Origin of the sequence: Phenylobacterium sp., from assembly GCF_046463815.1 — a bacterium.
Lineage (GTDB): Bacteria > Pseudomonadota > Alphaproteobacteria > Caulobacterales > Caulobacteraceae > Phenylobacterium.
Window position 1 is genome coordinate 1 of the sequence record NZ_JBKBRO010000029.1, and the last position, 15,264, is coordinate 15,264.

Annotated in this window: 16 protein-coding genes; 11 read left to right on the plus strand and 5 right to left on the minus strand. The window is 69.7% G+C overall.

Features of this window, described 5'->3' with window-relative positions; all coding sequences use genetic code 11:
• Nucleotides 1-116: 116 nt before the first annotated feature.
• Together trpE and ACK4TT_RS16785 are read right to left on the minus strand one after the other, a co-directional pair.
• Nucleotides 117-1,649: an anthranilate synthase component I gene (gene trpE, locus ACK4TT_RS16780; RefSeq protein WP_409641736.1), complete on the minus strand. Its 1,533-nt coding sequence runs from the start codon at nt 1,647-1,649 to the stop codon at nt 117-119.
• Nucleotides 1,646-3,580: a SurA N-terminal domain-containing protein gene (locus ACK4TT_RS16785; protein WP_409641738.1), complete on the minus strand. Its 1,935-nt coding sequence runs from the start codon at nt 3,578-3,580 to the stop codon at nt 1,646-1,648. Before ACK4TT_RS16785 ends, trpE begins: the two co-directional genes overlap by 4 nt.
• Nucleotides 3,581-3,706: 126 nt before the next feature.
• Between ACK4TT_RS16785 and tpiA the strand changes: the two genes are divergently transcribed.
• A complete protein-coding gene (gene tpiA, locus ACK4TT_RS16790; RefSeq protein ID WP_409641740.1) occupies nt 3,707-4,450 on the plus strand; it encodes a triose-phosphate isomerase in 744 nt (247 codons plus the stop codon).
• Here tpiA and ACK4TT_RS16795 read toward each other — a convergent pair.
• Nucleotides 4,447-4,860, minus strand: a complete 414-nt coding sequence (locus tag ACK4TT_RS16795) for a VOC family protein (RefSeq protein WP_409641742.1) — start codon at nt 4,858-4,860, stop codon at nt 4,447-4,449. The genes tpiA and ACK4TT_RS16795 overlap by 4 nt on opposite strands.
• A 37-nt stretch (nt 4,861-4,897) precedes the next feature.
• Nucleotides 4,898-5,437, minus strand: coding sequence for a GNAT family N-acetyltransferase (locus tag ACK4TT_RS16800; protein WP_409641745.1), 540 nt, complete (start codon nt 5,435-5,437; stop codon nt 4,898-4,900).
• Nucleotides 5,438-5,548: 111 nt separating this feature from the next.
• Here ACK4TT_RS16800 and secG point away from each other — a divergent pair, with 111 nt between their 5' ends.
• The 4 genes from secG (at nt 5,549) to rpmF (ending at nt 8,456) form a co-directional block, all read left to right on the plus strand.
• On the plus strand, nt 5,549-5,995 hold the full coding sequence (gene secG, locus ACK4TT_RS16805; protein ID WP_409641748.1) for a preprotein translocase subunit SecG: 447 nt from the start codon (nt 5,549-5,551) through the stop codon (nt 5,993-5,995).
• Nucleotides 5,996-6,066: 71 nt separating this feature from the next.
• Complete coding sequence (locus ACK4TT_RS16810; protein WP_409641751.1) at nt 6,067-7,707, plus strand: CTP synthase; 1,641 nt, start codon at nt 6,067-6,069, stop codon at nt 7,705-7,707.
• Nucleotides 7,708-7,938: a hypothetical protein gene (locus tag ACK4TT_RS16815; protein WP_409641754.1), complete on the plus strand. Its 231-nt coding sequence runs from the start codon at nt 7,708-7,710 to the stop codon at nt 7,936-7,938.
• Between the two features lie 335 nt (nt 7,939-8,273).
• Complete coding sequence (gene rpmF, locus ACK4TT_RS16820; RefSeq protein WP_041373400.1) at nt 8,274-8,456, plus strand: 50S ribosomal protein L32; 183 nt, start codon at nt 8,274-8,276, stop codon at nt 8,454-8,456.
• Nucleotides 8,457-8,525: 69 nt separating this feature from the next.
• Here the strand turns inward: rpmF and ACK4TT_RS16825 are convergent, their stop codons facing one another.
• A complete protein-coding gene (locus tag ACK4TT_RS16825) occupies nt 8,526-9,299 on the minus strand; it encodes an enoyl-CoA hydratase (protein WP_409641758.1) in 774 nt (257 codons plus the stop codon).
• 130 nt (nt 9,300-9,429) lie between these two features.
• Between ACK4TT_RS16825 and eno the strand changes: the two genes are divergently transcribed.
• The 6 genes from eno to ACK4TT_RS16855 all read left to right on the plus strand — a co-directional run bounded on the left by eno (nt 9,430) and on the right by ACK4TT_RS16855 (nt 15,252).
• Entirely contained in the window at nt 9,430-10,710 is a 1,281-nt protein-coding gene (gene eno, locus ACK4TT_RS16830; protein ID WP_409641761.1) for a phosphopyruvate hydratase, read from the plus strand.
• 98 nt (nt 10,711-10,808) lie between these two features.
• Nucleotides 10,809-11,105 carry an FtsB family cell division protein gene (locus tag ACK4TT_RS16835; RefSeq protein ID WP_409641763.1) on the plus strand — a complete coding sequence of 99 codons (297 nt, stop codon included), beginning with the start codon at nt 10,809-10,811 and terminating at the stop codon, nt 11,103-11,105.
• 49 nt (nt 11,106-11,154) lie between these two features.
• A complete protein-coding gene (pdhA, locus tag ACK4TT_RS16840; RefSeq protein ID WP_409641766.1) occupies nt 11,155-12,189 on the plus strand; it encodes a pyruvate dehydrogenase (acetyl-transferring) E1 component subunit alpha in 1,035 nt (344 codons plus the stop codon).
• Nucleotides 12,186-13,562, plus strand: coding sequence for a pyruvate dehydrogenase complex E1 component subunit beta (locus tag ACK4TT_RS16845; protein WP_410213460.1), 1,377 nt, complete (start codon nt 12,186-12,188; stop codon nt 13,560-13,562). Before pdhA ends, ACK4TT_RS16845 begins: the two co-directional genes overlap by 4 nt.
• Entirely contained in the window at nt 13,559-13,966 is a 408-nt protein-coding gene (locus tag ACK4TT_RS16850; protein ID WP_409641772.1) for a GFA family protein, read from the plus strand. Before ACK4TT_RS16845 ends, ACK4TT_RS16850 begins: the two co-directional genes overlap by 4 nt.
• Nucleotides 13,963-15,252: a pyruvate dehydrogenase complex dihydrolipoamide acetyltransferase gene (locus ACK4TT_RS16855; protein WP_409641775.1), complete on the plus strand. Its 1,290-nt coding sequence runs from the start codon at nt 13,963-13,965 to the stop codon at nt 15,250-15,252. Before ACK4TT_RS16850 ends, ACK4TT_RS16855 begins: the two co-directional genes overlap by 4 nt.
• Nucleotides 15,253-15,264: the final 12 nt, after the last annotated feature.

The following is a 15,264-nucleotide window of genomic DNA, read 5'->3' on the forward strand; positions in this document are numbered from 1 at the left end:
TTGCTTCCCGCTCAGCTCGTAGCGCTTCACGCTCATCAACCCGCTCCGAATCACAAACCCGGAGACCGATTGATTCAGCACCTTTCAGGCATGGGAATCCTGAATGTGGATTGGTCCTAGACGAACCGCCAGCTTTCCTCGGCCGCGCGGCGCAGGGCGCGGGCTTTGTGCAGGGTCTCGTCGTATTCGGCGTCGGGATCGCTGTCGGCCACCACGCCACCGCCCGCCTGGACGTACATCATGCCGTCCTTGAAGAGAGCCGTGCGCAGCACGATGCAGGTGTCCACCGAGCCATCGCAGCCGAAGTAGCCGACGCCGCCGGCGTAGCCGATGCCGCGCTTCTCGATCTCGAGCTCATCGATGATCTCCATGGCCCGGACCTTGGGCGCGCCGGAAAGCGTGCCGGCGGGGAGGGCGGCCATCACCACGTCGACCGGGTCCAGCCCCTCGGGGGCGTCGCCCTCGACGTTGGAGACCAGATGCATCACGTGGCTGTAGCGTTCGACGAAGAAGCTGGCGGTGACGCGGACGCGCGGCTTGTGGGCGGCGGCCTTGGGCGCGTTGGCCCCGCGCTCCTTCAGCATGGCGACGCGGCCCACGTCGTTCCGGCCAAGGTCCAGCAGCATGAGATGCTCGGCGCGCTCCTTGGGATCGTTCACCAGCTCCTGCTCCAGGCGCTGGTCTTCCTCGGGGGTCGCGCCCCGCGGGCGGGTGCCGGCGATGGGGCGGATGGTGATCTTGCCGTCGCGCAGGCGGACCAGAATCTCGGGGCTGGAGCCGGCGAGCTGGAAGTCGCCGAAGTCCAGGAAGAACAGGAACGGCGAGGGGTTGGTCCGCCGGAGCGAACGGTAGAGGGCGAAGGGATCGCGGCCGAAGGGCGCCCGGAAGCGATGGCTGGGCACGACCTGGAAGATGTCGCCGGCCCGGATGTAGGCCTTGGCCCGCTCGACGATCCCCCGGTAGTCCTCGCGGCTCACGGGCGTGGTGAACCGGTCGGGCTCGGGCTGGCCGGTCCCGCTGAGCGGCGGGGCCGCCTTGCGGAGGTCCTCCACAACCGCCTGGAGCCGGGCGCGGGCGGCCTCGTAGGCCTCTTCGGCGGTGGCGCGGCCCGGCCGCACCGGCGTCACCAGCACGATCTCCTGGGCGATGGCGTCGAAGATCGCGACGATGGAGGGCCGCGCCATCACCGAATCGGGCAGCCCCAGGGGGTCGGGGTTCACGTTCGGCAGCCGCTCGGTGAGCCGGATCATGTCGTAGCCGATGGCGCCGAAGACCCCGGCGGCCATGGGCGGCAGCCCCGGCGGCAGCTCGATGCGCGAGGCGGCGACCAAGTCCCGCAGGGAATCGAGGGCGCCGCCCGGCTGGGGCGTGAAGCGGCCGGCGGCGATGTCGTCGCCCTCGGCGATCTCGGCCACGTCGCCACGGCAGCGCCACACGAGGTCGGGCGCGAGGGTGATGATCGAATAGCGGCCGCGCCAGGCGCCGCCCTCGACGGACTCGAACAGGAAGCCGTAGGGCCGCCCGTGGCCGATCTTCAGGAAGGCCGAGACCGGGGTCTCCAGGTCGTCGATCAGCCGAGTCCAGACGACCTGGGGCGCGCCGCTCTCGTAGGTGGACCGGAAGGCGTCGAAGGACGGCTCGGGCGTCACGCCTTCGGCTCCGCCTTGGACGCGGCCTTGTTCCCGGTCTTGGCGTCGAGCGGCTCCATGCCGACGGCGGCGCGGGCGCGGTTCACGTCCATGCGGACCTTGAGCTTCTCGCGGGCGGAGCGCTGGGCGCTCTCGGCGATTTCGCGGAAGAGGGCCTGGGTCACCTGGGGCCGGGCCTGTTCGGCCAGCATGGCGGCCACCGGGCCCGGCTGGGTCCGGATGGCGTCGACGCGGCCCACCAGATAGGCGAACTCGCGGCCCGGCGCGACGAAGACTTCGCCGGACTTGGCGTTGAACGCGCCGCCGATGACCTGCGGAGACAGGTCCTGGCGCTGGCCCGCGCCCTGGCGGCTCAGCTCGGTGATGCGGCCGAGGCGCAGGCCGGCGGAGGCGGCGACGGTCTGGAGCGTCTCGCCCTTGCGCACGCGTTCTGCCAGTTCGTTGGCCCGGGCTTCCATGCGGCGGACACGCTCGCGGCCCACCCAGACCCGTTCCAGGTCGGCCCGGATATCGGCGAGCGGCGGCATGGCCGGCGGGACGATGCGGTCGACGCGGACCGCGAAGGATTCGCCCTCGCCGGCGTCGATCAGGTCGCTCTCGCCGCCGGCGGGCAGGTTGAAGGCCGTTTCGACGATCTTCTGGGTCAGGCCGGCGACGGGCCGGCCCTGGCTGTCCACGCCCTGCTGGGTGATCGGGCCCACGGTGACGACCGGCACGCCCGCCTTCTGGGCCGATGCGGCCAGGTCGGCGCCGCCCTGGTGGGCCTGATCGTAGGCCTGCGTCTGGTCGTAGACCTTCTGGGCGGCGGCGGTCTTGCGCAGCTCGGCGACGAGCATCGGGCGCGCCTCTTCCAGCGTGACCGTCCGGCCCGGCGTCACGGCCAGCACCTTGACGACGGCGAGGCCGAGTTCGCCCTGCACCTGGGCCACCTGGCCGGCGGCCAGGCGGAAAGCAGCGTCGGCGACCCGCCGGTCGGCCAGGGCCGTCCGGGGCTTGTCCTGGTAGGCGATGGGGTCGACGCCCAGGGCCTTGGCCACGGCGGCCGGCGCCTCGCCCTTGTTCAGGCGGGCGACGATCTGCTGGGCCGCGGCGGCGTCCTTGGCCGGGATCTGGACGATCGAGCGGGTCTCCGGCTTGGAGAAGGTGTCCTTGCGGAAGTCGTAGAGCTTCTTCAGCTCGGCCTCGTCGACCGGGCCGTCCACGGCCACGGCCTGCGGGCTGAAGCGAACGATGGTCAGCACCCGCATCTCGGGGCGGGTGATCTGGGCCGCGTTTTCCTTCATGAAGGCGGTGAGCTGGGCGTCCGTCGGCGGCGCCACGGCCGCGACGTCGGCCGGGGTGACCGCGAAGTAGGAGACGTCCCGGGTTTCGGTGGCCAGGATCGCCATCATGGCGCCGTAGGCGCGCGGCGCCTGCAGGCCCTCGCCGACGCCGGCGCCCCAATGCTGGGCGGCCATCTCGTCACGCAGGACCTGATCGAAGGTTTGCGGGGTCAGGCCGTTCTCGGCCAGCCGCTGCTGGAAGGTGCGCTTGTCGAACCGGCCGCTGATGGGATCGAAGAAGGCCGGGATCTTCTCGATCTCGGCGACCAGCAGCTTGTCCGAGGGCCGGATGCCCATGCGGTGAAGCATCTCGGCGAAGGCCTCGCGGGTCGCCAGGCCGTTCAGCACCTGGCGGTCCACGCCGTTGGTGTCGGCCATCTCGGGCGTGATCGGCCGGCCGGCCTGCTGTTCCACGGCCTTGCGGTACTTGTCGTACTCGCGGCGGAAGTCGGCCGAGGTGACGACGCGGGAGCCCGCCTTGATCACCTCGTCGCCGATCCGGCCCTGGAAGACGTCCCGGATTCCCCAGACGGCGAAGCTGACGATCAGGAGGCCGATCAGGACGGCGGCGACCCAGGACTTCGCGAATTGGCGGATGGCGGCGAGCATGAAGACCCTTTCCGGGGCGTAGGCGTGCGCGCCGGTATAGTGGAGGGCGCTTCCGTACGGCAAGCACGTGACAGGCGGGTCGGCTTGCCTTAACCGCGCCGCGCACAAGCATTCATGGGAGGGATGATGACCGCGCCCACGCCGCTGATCGCCGGAAACTGGAAGATGAACGGCCTTGCCGCCTCGCTCGCCGAGGCGAAGGCCGTGGCCGAAGGGGCGAAAGCCGCTCGGGCCCGGGTGGCGATCTGCCCGCCCAGCGTCCTGATCGAGCGGATGAGCCGCGAGCTGGCGGGCAGCGCCGTCGCCGTGGGCGGCCAGGACGCCCATGCCGAGGAATCGGGCGCCTACACGGGCGACGTGGCCGCCGAGATGCTGGCCGACGCCGGCGCGACGCTGGTGATCCTGGGCCATTCCGAGCGGCGCGCTACCTACGGCGAGACGGACTCCCTGGTGGCGGCCAAGGTCAAGGCGGCGCTGCGGGCGGGCCTCGAACCCATCGTCTGCGTCGGCGAGACGCTGGAGCAGCGCAAGGCGGGCGAGGCGCTCAAGGTCGTCACCGGCCAGGTGCGCGGCTCGCTGCCGGCCGACCTTGCGGGCAAGGCCTTCGCCGTGGCCTACGAGCCCGTCTGGGCCATCGGCACGGGGCTCACGCCCACCACGCCCGAGATCGAGGAGATGCACCGGGCGATCCGCGCCACCCTGGTCGAGATGTTCGGCGAGGCGGGCAGGGCGGTCCCGATCCTCTACGGCGGCTCGGTGAAACCGTCGAACGCCGCCGAGATCCTGCACGCCGACGAGGTGGGCGGGGCCCTGGTGGGCGGGGCGTCCCTGAAGGCGGCGGACTTCCTGGGGATCGTGAACGCGGTCTAGGTCGCGGGCCCCTTCAGCTCGACCGTGTTGCCTTCCGGGTCACGGAGGTAGATCGACCAGCCGTCGCCGTCCGCGCCGTAGCGGGGGCCTTCGTCCGCGACCGCCACGCCGCGGGCGGCGAGGTGGGCCTTGATGGCGTCGGCGTCGAATGGGCGCACCTGCAGGGCGAAGTGGTCGAGGTTGCGGCCTTCCGCGCCGGGACCTTCGCCACCCATCCGGCCCAGCGGCCCATCGAGGGTGACGAGGTCGATCATCTGCGGGCCGCAGCGGATGTGGGTAAGGCCGATCTCGGGCCGGTCGCGATCGATCGAGAGGCCCAGGACGCCGCAGTAGAAGTCCAGCATCCGGGCCTTGTCGCGGACCCGCAGCACAATGTGATCGAAGCCCTGGATGGCGATGGGGTGGCTCATGGCGGCGCCTCCTGGCTCGCAGATGGGGCGGGGCGGGTTACAGGAGAAGGCCGAAGAGCCGGCAGTCGCGCCGCTCGCCGTCCTCCAGGATATGGCCGCGCAGCAGGCCCTCCTCCTCGAAGCCCAGCTTCTCGAGCATGCCTTCCGAGCGCCGGGCGCCCAGGTTGGTCCGGGCGGTCAGGCGGCGCAGGCCGCTGGCGGCGAGATAGGCGATCACCGTCCGCATGGCTTCCAGGCCGTAGTCCTCGCCCCAGGCCTGGCGGCTCAGCATGAATCCCACCTCGGCCCGGCGGTGGCGGCGGTCGATCTCGGTGATGTCGAAGCAACCGATGAAGGTCCCGTCGGCCAAGGTGCGCATCGCCAGGTGGATGGCGCGTCCCGCCTGCATGTCGTCCACCAGGTTGCGGACCACCTCGGCGACCACGTCCGGGTCGTCGGGTTCCGGCGAGTCCCAGTAGGCGAGCACCTCCGGTTCGCCGAGGAGCGGGAAGAGGGCGTCGGCGTCCTTGATGGACAGCGGCTCCAGCCGTAGCCGTTCGGTTTCGAGGATCGGCAGACGCCGCAGATCGAGAATCATCTCTTGTCCGGAGGAAGCGACCCGCTACCTATGGCCTTGCGCCCGCCCTGGTGGTAGAGCGCGCGCTTCATTTCGGCGGGGTGTGTCCGCCGCGCACTGGAAAGACTGTCCATGCTGCTCACGCTGCTCCTCGTCATCGAGGTCATCGTCGCGTTCTTCCTGATCGTCGTGGTGCTGCTGCAGCGCTCCGAGGGCGGCGCGCTCGGCATGGGCGGCGGCAACTCGGGATTCATGACGGCGCGCGGGGCGGGCGACCTGCTCACGCGGACGACCTGGATCCTGGGCACGATCTTCTTCGTGCTGGGCCTGCTGCTGACCGTGGTGGCGGGGCGCGAGCGCGGCTCCTCGTCGGTCGTCGACCGCCTGAAGGTCAACGCCATCGACCCGAACAGCCTGAACCAGCCGGCCCCGCAGCCCCCGGCCGGGACCCCGGCCATCCCCGGCCAGGCCGCGCCCGCGCCGTTCCAGGCTCCGGCGCCCACGGTCGGCAATCCGCTTCTCACCCAGCCGGCTCCGGCTTCGACTCCGGCGCCGGCCGCCCCGGCCGCGCCCCAGTAACAAAGATTCCAGTGCATCGTTTTGAAAAGCGGGCGGGCCGCCCCGGCGAATCGCGGCTACTCTGAACGCCCATGGCCCGGTACATCTTCATCACCGGCGGCGTGGTCTCCTCTCTGGGTAAAGGTCTCGCGTCCGCCGCGCTCGGCGCCCTGTTGCAGGCGCGCGGCTACAAGGTCCGTCTGAGGAAACTCGACCCCTATCTGAACGTCGATCCGGGCACGATGAGCCCGTATCAGCACGGCGAGGTCTTCGTGACCGACGACGGGGCCGAGACCGACCTCGACCTCGGCCATTACGAGCGCTTCACCGGCGTCAACGCCACACGCGCCGACAACATCACGACCGGCCAGATCTACAAGACGATCATCGAGAAGGAGCGCCGGGGCGACTACCTGGGCGCCACCGTCCAGGTGATCCCGCACGTCACCGGCGAGATCAAGGACTTCGTGCTGTCCGATCCGGGCCCGGACGTGGACTTCGTGCTGATCGAGGTGGGCGGCACGGTGGGCGACATCGAGGGCCTGCCGTTCTTCGAGGCCATCCGCCAGCTCGGCCAGGAGCTGCCGCGCGGCCACGCCTGCTACATCCACCTGACGCTGCTGCCGTACATCAAGACGGCCGGCGAGATGAAGACCAAGCCGACCCAGCACTCGGTGAAGGAGCTGCGATCCATCGGCATCCAGCCCGACATCCTGCTGTGCCGGACCGAGTTCCCGATCCCCGAGAGCGAGCGGAAGAAGATCGCCCAGTTCTGCAACGTGCGCCCGAGCGCGGTGATCCAGGCGATGGATTCGGCCAACATCTACGCGGTGCCGCTCGACTACCACCAGCAGGGCCTGGACGCCGAGGTGCTGGACGTCTTCGGCCTGACCGACAGGGCGCCGAAGCCCGACCTCTCGCGCTGGGAGGAGATCTCCCACCGGCTGAGCCATCCGGATGGCGAGGTGAACATCGCCATCGTCGGCAAGTACACCGGCCTGACCGACGCCTATAAGTCGCTGGTCGAGGCGCTGATCCACGGCGGCGTGGCCAACAACGTGCGGGTCAGGTTCGACTGGATCGAGGGCGAGGCCTTCGAGAAGGAAGAGGCGCTGATCGCCGAGCGGCTGACCAACGTCCACGGCGTGCTGGTGCCCGGCGCCTTCGGCGAGCGCGGCTCGGAAGGCATGATCCGGGCCGTCCAGTTCGCCCGCGAGCACGACATCCCTTACTTCGGCATCTGCTTCGGCATGCAGATGGCGATGATCGAGGCGGCCCGGAACCTGGCCGGCATCAAGCAGGCCTCGTCCACCGAGTTCGGCCCCACGTCGGAGCCCATCGTCGGCCTGATGACCGAGTGGACCAAGGGCAACGAGAAGGAGCTCCGCGCCGAGGGCGGGGAGATGGGCGGCACCATGCGTTGCGGCGCCTACGAGGCGGTGCTGGCGCCCGGATCGCGCGTGGCGGAGATCTACGGCGGCACGGCCATCTCGGAACGCCACCGGCACCGCTACGAGGTGAACATCGCCTACCGCGACCGGATCGAGAACACGGGGCTGAAGTTCACCGGCCTCTCGCCCGACGGCCAGCTTCCCGAGATCTGCGAGCGGCCGGACCATCCGTGGTTCGTGGGCGTGCAGTACCATCCCGAGCTGAAGAGCCGGCCCTTCGACCCGCACCCGCTGTTCGCCAGCTTCATCGGCGCGGCCAAGGAGCGGAGCCGGCTGGTCTAGATGCCGGAAATCACGGGGAGCCTCGATACGCCGCCCCTCGTGATGAGGAGTTCAGGCGGCAAGCGCGTGCTGAGCGTCCACGGCTCCGCGGCCTTCGTCGGGATCGGCTGGGTTTGCGTCCTGATCTTCGCATTTGTCCTGGTCATCCACCTGATCAAGGCCTGGAGACCGGATCGCCTGACCCTGCGGCCCGAGGGACTGCGCCTCGAAACCTTCAAGGCGTCGTGGTGAATGCGCCGTGGAGCGCCCTGGGCGACTTCGAACTCCGGACGCACCGGGGGAACAACAGCTATGTCGTCCTGAATGTCGCGCCAGGCTTCCGCGACTCGATTCTATGGCAGGCCTTGACGCTTCCGATGGCCGGCGCGGACGTCGCCTTGGGCGGCGGATGGCCCGTCGGACCAGGCGAGATGCTCGGCCTGCTTGAGCGGGCGCATTCGATGTGGGCGGGGTCGACCCCGAGAACCTTCAAGCCCGACGCTTGATCCGAAGCGGGGTTTCATGCATACACCCGCGCTCACGTCGGCGGCCCGGTTTTGGCCGCCGCAATCATTTCGAGATTTCCGATGGCCGTTCCCAAGAGAAAAACCTCGCCCTCGCGGCGGAACATGCGTCGCTCGCACCACGCGCTGGGCCCGAACGCCTATCACGAGGACAAGGAAACGGGCGAGCTGAAGCGCCCGCACCACGTCGACCTCAAGACCGGCATGTACAAGGGCCGCCAGGTCCTGACGCCGAAGGAAGACTAGGCTTCTCCTGAAGCTTCGCGAATTCGCGCGGCCCCGTCTGACGACAGGCGGGGCCGTTTGCATGTCCGCCTACTGGCTGCGGCCGCGGGCCTGCACGGCGGCTCTCCGGGCCGCGACCATCTCTGGCGTGACCTCGACGTTGTGGGCGACCGAGCGCTCGTGCTCCAACGCGAGGCCCTCGGCGAGGGAGCGCTCGTAGCCATCGTCGATCATGGCCTTGTAGGTCACCAGCATGTCGCCCTCGATGTCGGCCATCTGCCGGGCAAGCGTCAGCGCCGTGGGCATCAGCTCGGCGGGCTCGACCACGCGGTTCACCAGGCCCCAGTCGTAGGCGGTCTTCGCATCCAGGAAGTTGCCGGTCAGGGACAGCTCCTTGGCCCGGTAGGGGCCGATAACCCGCGACAGCTTCTGGGACAGACCCCAGCCCGGCGTGATGCCGACCCGCGCGTGGGTGTCGGCGAAGCGGGCGTTGGTCGAGCAGATCAGCACGTCGCAGGCCAGCGCCACCTCGAAGCCGCCGGTGATGGCCACGCCGTTGATCGCCCCGATGATCGGCTTGCCGGTGGCGAGCAGAGCCCGGGCCGGGTTCTCGGCCGGGTCGGTGGCGTTGGCGGCGCCCATGCCCAAGGGATCGGTGGACAGCTCCTTCAGGTCGAGGCCGGCGGTGAACGCCCGCTCGCCCGCGCCAGTGAGCACGATGACCTTCACGGACGGGTCGGCGTCCAGCTCGACCATGGCCTGCCGCAGCGCTTGGCGCAGGGCCCTGGAGAGCGCGTTCATCGCCTCGGGGCGGTCGAGCGTGACGACGGCGACGCCTGGGGCGGGCTTTTCGACGAGCAGCATGGGTTCCTCCGTGGCCAAGGCATGACCCGGCGCCGCCGGGGCAAGTCAAGGCGGCAAGTCAAGCCGGCGTTGCTCCCCGGGCCGAAGGTGGCTAAGGCAACCGCGCCCCCGAACACCGCCTGAGGACGCCATGACCGAGATCGTCGACATCACCGCCCGGGAAATCCTGGACAGCCGCGGCAACCCCACCGTCGAGGTCGACGTCATCCTGGAAGACGGCTCCATGGGCCGCGCGGCGGTGCCCTCCGGCGCCTCGACCGGCGCCCACGAGGCGGTGGAGAAGCGCGACGGCGACAAGGGCCGCTACCTGGGCAAGGGCGTCCGCCAGGCCGTCGATGCGGTGAACGGCGAGATCTACGACGCGCTGTCGGGCGCCGACGCCGAGGACCAGCGCCGCATCGACCGCATCCTGATCGAGCTCGACGGCACGCCCAACAAGAGCCGCCTCGGCGCCAACGCCATCCTGGGCGTGAGCCTGGCGACGGCCAAGGCGGCGGCCAGCTCCTCGGCCCTGCCGCTCTACAAGTATGTGGGCGGGGTCTCGGCCCGGGTGCTGCCGGTGCCGATGATGAACATCATCAACGGCGGCGCCCACGCGGACAATCCGATCGACATCCAGGAATTCATGATCCTGCCGACCGGCGCTGAGACCTTCGCCGAGGGCCTGCGCATGGGCGCCGAGATCTTCCACGCCCTGAAGAAGCAGCTCAAGGACGCCGGCCACAACACCAACGTCGGCGACGAGGGGGGCTTCGCTCCCAACATCGGCTCGGCCGAGGAGGCCCTGGCCTTCATCGTAAAGGCGGGCGAGGGCGCGGGATACCGCTGCGGCGAGGACTTCCATCTCGGCCTCGACGTGGCCGCCACCGAGTTCTTCAAGGGCGGCAAGTACGTCATGGACGGCGAGGGCAAGACGGTCGATCCGGCCGGCATGGTCGACTATCTGGCGGGCCTCGTCGCCAAGTTCCCGATCGTCTCGGTCGAGGACGGCTGCGCCGAGGATGACCTCGACGGCTGGGCGATCCTGACCGAGCGCCTGGGCGGCAAGGTGCAGCTCGTGGGCGACGACGTGTTCGTCACCAACCCGGTGCGCCTGGGCATGGGCATCGAGAAGGGCCTCGCCAACTCGATCCTGGTGAAGGTCAACCAGATCGGCACCTTGTCCGAGACCCTGGACGCCGTCGACCTGGCCCACCGCAACAGCTACACCGCCGTGATGAGCCACCGCTCGGGCGAAACCGAGGACTCCACCATCGCGGACCTCGCGGTCGCCACCAACTGCGGCCAGATCAAGACCGGGTCCCTGGCCCGCTCGGACCGGATGGCCAAGTACAACCAGCTCCTGCGCATCGAGGAGGAACTGGGCGACCAGGCCGTCTACGCCGGCCGCAAGGCGCTGAGGACGCTGTAGGCTTGTCCCTCCCGGCGGGAGGCGGATGGGGGAAGGGTGGTTAGCCGGGCATTAAACATGTTCCGGCGACAAGAGCCGGTTCCTTCTAGGGAATCGCCGTGCTCGCCCGCCTTCGCCCGTACCTGTCGACCGCAGCCCTCGCGCTGCTGATCTTCTATTTCGCGTTCCACGCCTTCACCGGCGAGGGCGGCCTGCTGCGTTCGAATCAGCGCGACGCGACCCTCTTGGCCAAGCAGCGCGAGCTCGTTGCGCTCCAGGCCCAGCGCCGCGATCTCGAGGCGCGGGCGCAACTCCTGCGCGATACGAGCCTTTCCGCCGATCTGTTGGAGGAAAGGGCGCGCTCCCTTCTAGGCTTTGCTGACCCAAGGGACTATGTGATCCGAATGCGGCCCTAGCATCCCTCGCGGAGCTAGCGGACATCAGCTTAGGATCACGGAGAGACGCATGGCGCGCGGGCAGACCGGTGGGGCCGGTCGGCGAAAGGCCAATGGCGCGGACGGGGTATCGTCCGCGGGCAAGGACGAGCTTCTCAAGTTCTATCGGGACATGCTGCTGATCCGCCGCTTCGAGGAGCGGGCGGGCCAGCTCTACGGCATGGGCCTGATCGGCGGCTTCTGCCACCTCTACATCGGCCAGGAGGCCATCGCGGTCGGCGTCCAGGCGGTGAAACAGCCCGGCGACGAGGTCATCACCGGCTACCGCGACCACGGCCACATGCTGGCCTGCGGCATGGACCCGCGCGAGGTCATGGCCGAGCTCACCGGCCGGGCCGGGGGCTCGTCCAAGGGCAAGGGCGGCTCGATGCACATGTTCTCGACCGAGGCCGACTTCTACGGCGGCCACGGCATCGTGGGCGCGCAGGTGCCGCTGGGCACGGGCCTGGCCTTCGCCAACAAGTACCGCGACAACGGCAAGGTCAGCTTCACCTACTTCGGCGACGGCGCCGCCAACCAGGGCCAGGTCTACGAGAGCTTCAACATGGCCGAGCTCTGGAGGCTGCCGGTCGTCTATGTGATCGAGAACAACCAGTACGCCATGGGCACCGCCATCGAGCGGTCGTCCTCCGAGACCGAGCTATTTCGGCGCGGCGCCTCGTTCCGCATCCCGGGCGAGCAGGTGGACGGGATGGATGTGCTGGCCGTGAAGGCCGCCGCCCAGAAGGCCGCCGACCACGCCCGCTCGGGCAAGGGGCCCTACATCCTCGAGATGAAGACCTACCGCTATCGCGGCCACTCCATGAGCGACCCGGCCAAGTACCGGACCCGGGAGGAAGTGGACGAGGTCCGCAAGACCCGCGATCCCATCGACCACGTCGAGGAGCTGCTGGAGAAGCACGGCTGGGCCGACGAGGCCACGCTGAAAGCCATCGACGCCGAGGTGAAGCGCATCGTTGCCGACGCGGCGGAATTCGCCCGCACGAGCCCCGAGCCCGATCCCTCGGAACTCTACACGGACGTCTACACGGAGGCCCGAGCGTGACCGACATCCTGATGCCGGCCCTTTCGCCCACCATGGAGGAGGGCACGCTCGCCAAGTGGCACGTCAAGCCGGGCGACAAGGTGCGCTCGGGCGACGTGATCGCCGAGATCGAGACCGACAAGGCGACCATGGAGGTGGAAGCCGTCGACGAGGGCGTGGTCTCCGAGATCCTCGTGCCGGAGGGCGCGCAGGAGGTGAAGGTCAACACGCCGATCGCCCGGCTGCAGGGCGAGGCCGGCGCCGCGCCGCCGGCGCCCCAGCCCACGGCTTCCGCGGGCGATCCCGAGAAGACGCCGCCGGAAGCGGCGAAGCCCAAGGCCGAAGGCGAAGGCCCCGTGGGCGTCACGCCGGCCCAGCCGCTGGCCGACCCCGAGCTCCCCGCCGGCATCCAGCTCGTGAAGCAGACGGTCCGCGACGCGCTGCGCGACGCCATGGCCGAGGAGATGCGCCGCGACGCCGACGTTTTCCTGATGGGCGAGGAGGTCGCGCAGTACCAGGGCGCCTACAAGGTCTCCCGCGGGCTCCTGGAGGAGTTCGGCGACCGCCGGGTGATCGACACCCCGATCACCGAGTACGGCTTCGCGGGCCTTGGCGTGGGCGCGGCGATGGCGGGCCTGAAGCCCATCGTCGAGTTCATGACTTTCAACTTCGCCATGCAGGCCATTGATCACATTATCAATTCGGCCGCGAAGACGCTCTACATGTCGGGCGGGCAGATCCACACGTCCATCGTGTTCCGGGGGCCGAACGGCGCCGCCGCCCGGGTGGCCGCCCAGCACAGCCAGGACTACGCCGCCTGGTACGCCCACGTGCCGGGCCTGAAGGTGATCGCGCCCTACGACGCGGCCGACGCCAAGGGCCTGCTGAAGGCCGCCATCCGCGACCCGAACCCCGTGGTCTTCCTGGAGCACGAGATGCTCTACGGCCAGGAGTTCGACGTGCCCGAGGGGATCGACTGGGTGCTGCCCATCGGCAAGGCCAAGGTCCGCCGCGAGGGCAAGGACGTCACCATCGTGGCCTATTCGCGCATGGTGGGCCTGTCCCTGAAGGCCGCCGAGGAGCTGGCCGCCGAGGGGATCGAGGCCGAGGTCGTGGACCTGCGCACCCTGCGTCCCATGGACCACGAGACGGTCGTCGAGAGCGTGAAGAAGACCAACCGCCTGGTGACCGTCGAGGAAGGCTGGGGCCCCATGGGCGTCGGCGCCGAGGTGGCGGCCCGGGTGGTCGAGCACGCCTTCGACTGGCTGGACGCCCCGCCGGCGCGGGTCTGCCAGGAGGACGTGCCGCTGCCCTACGCGGCCAACCTCGAGGCGCTGTCGCTCCCGTCCGTGGAGGACATCGTCAAAGCCGTGAAGCAGGTCACGTACCGATGAGCGGAAGCCCGTTCGCCTGGCGCGGGGGCGGCTGCCACTGCGGCGGCGTCCGCTTCGAGGTGGCCTTGCCCGACCGGGTCGAGGCCCAGACCTGCAACTGCTCGATGTGCGCCAAGACGGGCTTCGTCCACGTCATCGTGCCCGAGAGCCGGTTCCGCATTGTCAAGGGCGCCGAGCGGCTCGCCGAGTACACCTTCAACACCCGGGTGGCGAAGCACCTCTTCTGCAGCGAATGCGGCGTGAAGAGCTTCTACCGCCCCCGGTCCAATCCCGACGGCTGGAGCGTGAACGCCCGCTGCCTCGACACGGTCGAGGGGCTGGAGATCGCGATCGAGGCCTTCGACGGCCAGAACTGGGAGGCGAACGCCGCCGGCCTGGCCCATCTCTCCAAGGAACCCGCATGACGGACATCCTGATGCCCGCCCTGTCCCCCACGATGGAAGAGGGCACCCTCGCCAAGTGGCACGTGAAGCAGGGCGACACCGTCCGCTCCGGCGACGTGATCGCCGAGATCGAGACCGACAAGGCGACAATGGAGGTCGAGGCGGTCGACGAGGGCGTCGTCTCCGCGATCCTGGTGCCGGAAGGCTCAGAGGGCGTGAAGGTGAATACGCCCATCGCCCGGCTGGCCGGGGAGGGCGAGAGCGCGGCCGCGCCGCCGCCCGCCTCCGCCCCGGCTCCTAAGGTCGAGGCTCCCAAGGCCGAGGCGCCCAGGGGCGAAGCTCCAAAGCCGGCTCCGGCGCCCGCCGCCGCGCCGCCCGCCCCGAAGGCCCAGGACGGCGGCCGCATCTTCGCCTCGCCGCTGGCCCGCCGCCTCGCCGAGCAGAAGGGGATCGACCTTGCGGCCCTGAAGGGCTCGGGCCCGCACGGCCGGATCGTCAAGGCCGACATCGACGCCGCCCAGCCGGGTCAAGCGCGTGCGCCCGCAGCCGCGCCGGCTGCCCGGTCCGGGGCCGAGCCGCGCCAGGTCGTCAGCCTGGAGCAGCAGGGCATCCAACCCGGCAGCTACGACCTCATTCCGCTCGACGGCATGCGCAAGACCGTGGCCCGGCGGATGACGGACAGCTTCCGCGATGTGCCGCACTTCCCGCTGACCATCGACCTCGAGATCGACGGCCTGCTGGCGGCCCGGACCAAAGTCAACGCGCTCCTGGAGAAGGAGGGCGTGAAGGTCAGCGTCAACGACATGGTGATGAAGGCCTGCGCCATCGCCCTGAAGCGCGTGCCCGAGGCCAACGCCTCCTACACGCCCGAGGGGATCGCCATGCACCACCACGCCGACATCTCGATGGCGGTGGCGGTGCCGGGCGGCCTGATCACCCCCATCATCCGCCAGGCCGAATCCAAGGGGCTGGCCGAGATCGCCGCCGAGGCCAAGGACCTGGCCGAGCGGGCGCGGACCAAGAAGCTGAAGCCCGAGGAGTTCCAGGGCGGCACGTTCAGCGTCTCGAATCTCGGCATGTTCGGCATCAGGACCTTCGCCTCGATCCTCAACGAGCCGCAGGGCTGCATCCTGTCGGTGGGCGCGGGCGAGAAGCGGCCCGTGGTGCGCGGCGACCAGCTCGTCATCGCCACGGTGATGTCGGTGACGCTGACCTGCGACCACCGGGTCGTGGACGGGGCGACCGGCGCGCGCTGGCTGCAGGCCTTCAAGGCCCTGATCGAAGACCCGATCACGATGATCGTCTGAGGGCGGAACCGA

Coding starts and splice junctions, on each gene's coding strand:
- ACK4TT_RS16855 (WP_409641775.1), top strand. CDS start 13,963: ATGACGGACATCCTGATGCCCGCCCTGTCCCCCACGATGGAAGAGGGC.
- rpmF (WP_041373400.1), top strand. CDS start 8,274: ATGGCCGTTCCCAAGAGAAAAACCTCGCCCTCGCGGCGGAACATGCGT.
- ACK4TT_RS16795 (WP_409641742.1), bottom strand. CDS start 4,860: ATGAGCCACCCCATCGCCATCCAGGGCTTCGATCACATTGTGCTGCGG.
- ACK4TT_RS16850 (WP_409641772.1), top strand. CDS start 13,559: ATGAGCGGAAGCCCGTTCGCCTGGCGCGGGGGCGGCTGCCACTGCGGC.
- ACK4TT_RS16800 (WP_409641745.1), bottom strand. CDS start 5,437: ATGATTCTCGATCTGCGGCGTCTGCCGATCCTCGAAACCGAACGGCTA.
- ACK4TT_RS16810 (WP_409641751.1), top strand. CDS start 6,067: ATGGCCCGGTACATCTTCATCACCGGCGGCGTGGTCTCCTCTCTGGGT.
- pdhA (WP_409641766.1), top strand. CDS start 11,155: ATGGCGCGCGGGCAGACCGGTGGGGCCGGTCGGCGAAAGGCCAATGGC.
- eno (WP_409641761.1), top strand. CDS start 9,430: ATGACCGAGATCGTCGACATCACCGCCCGGGAAATCCTGGACAGCCGC.
- ACK4TT_RS16785 (WP_409641738.1), bottom strand. CDS start 3,580: ATGCTCGCCGCCATCCGCCAATTCGCGAAGTCCTGGGTCGCCGCCGTC.
- tpiA (WP_409641740.1), top strand. CDS start 3,707: ATGACCGCGCCCACGCCGCTGATCGCCGGAAACTGGAAGATGAACGGC.
- secG (WP_409641748.1), top strand. CDS start 5,549: ATGCTGCTCACGCTGCTCCTCGTCATCGAGGTCATCGTCGCGTTCTTC.
- ACK4TT_RS16815 (WP_409641754.1), top strand. CDS start 7,708: ATGCCGGAAATCACGGGGAGCCTCGATACGCCGCCCCTCGTGATGAGG.
- ACK4TT_RS16825 (WP_409641758.1), bottom strand. CDS start 9,299: ATGCTGCTCGTCGAAAAGCCCGCCCCAGGCGTCGCCGTCGTCACGCTC.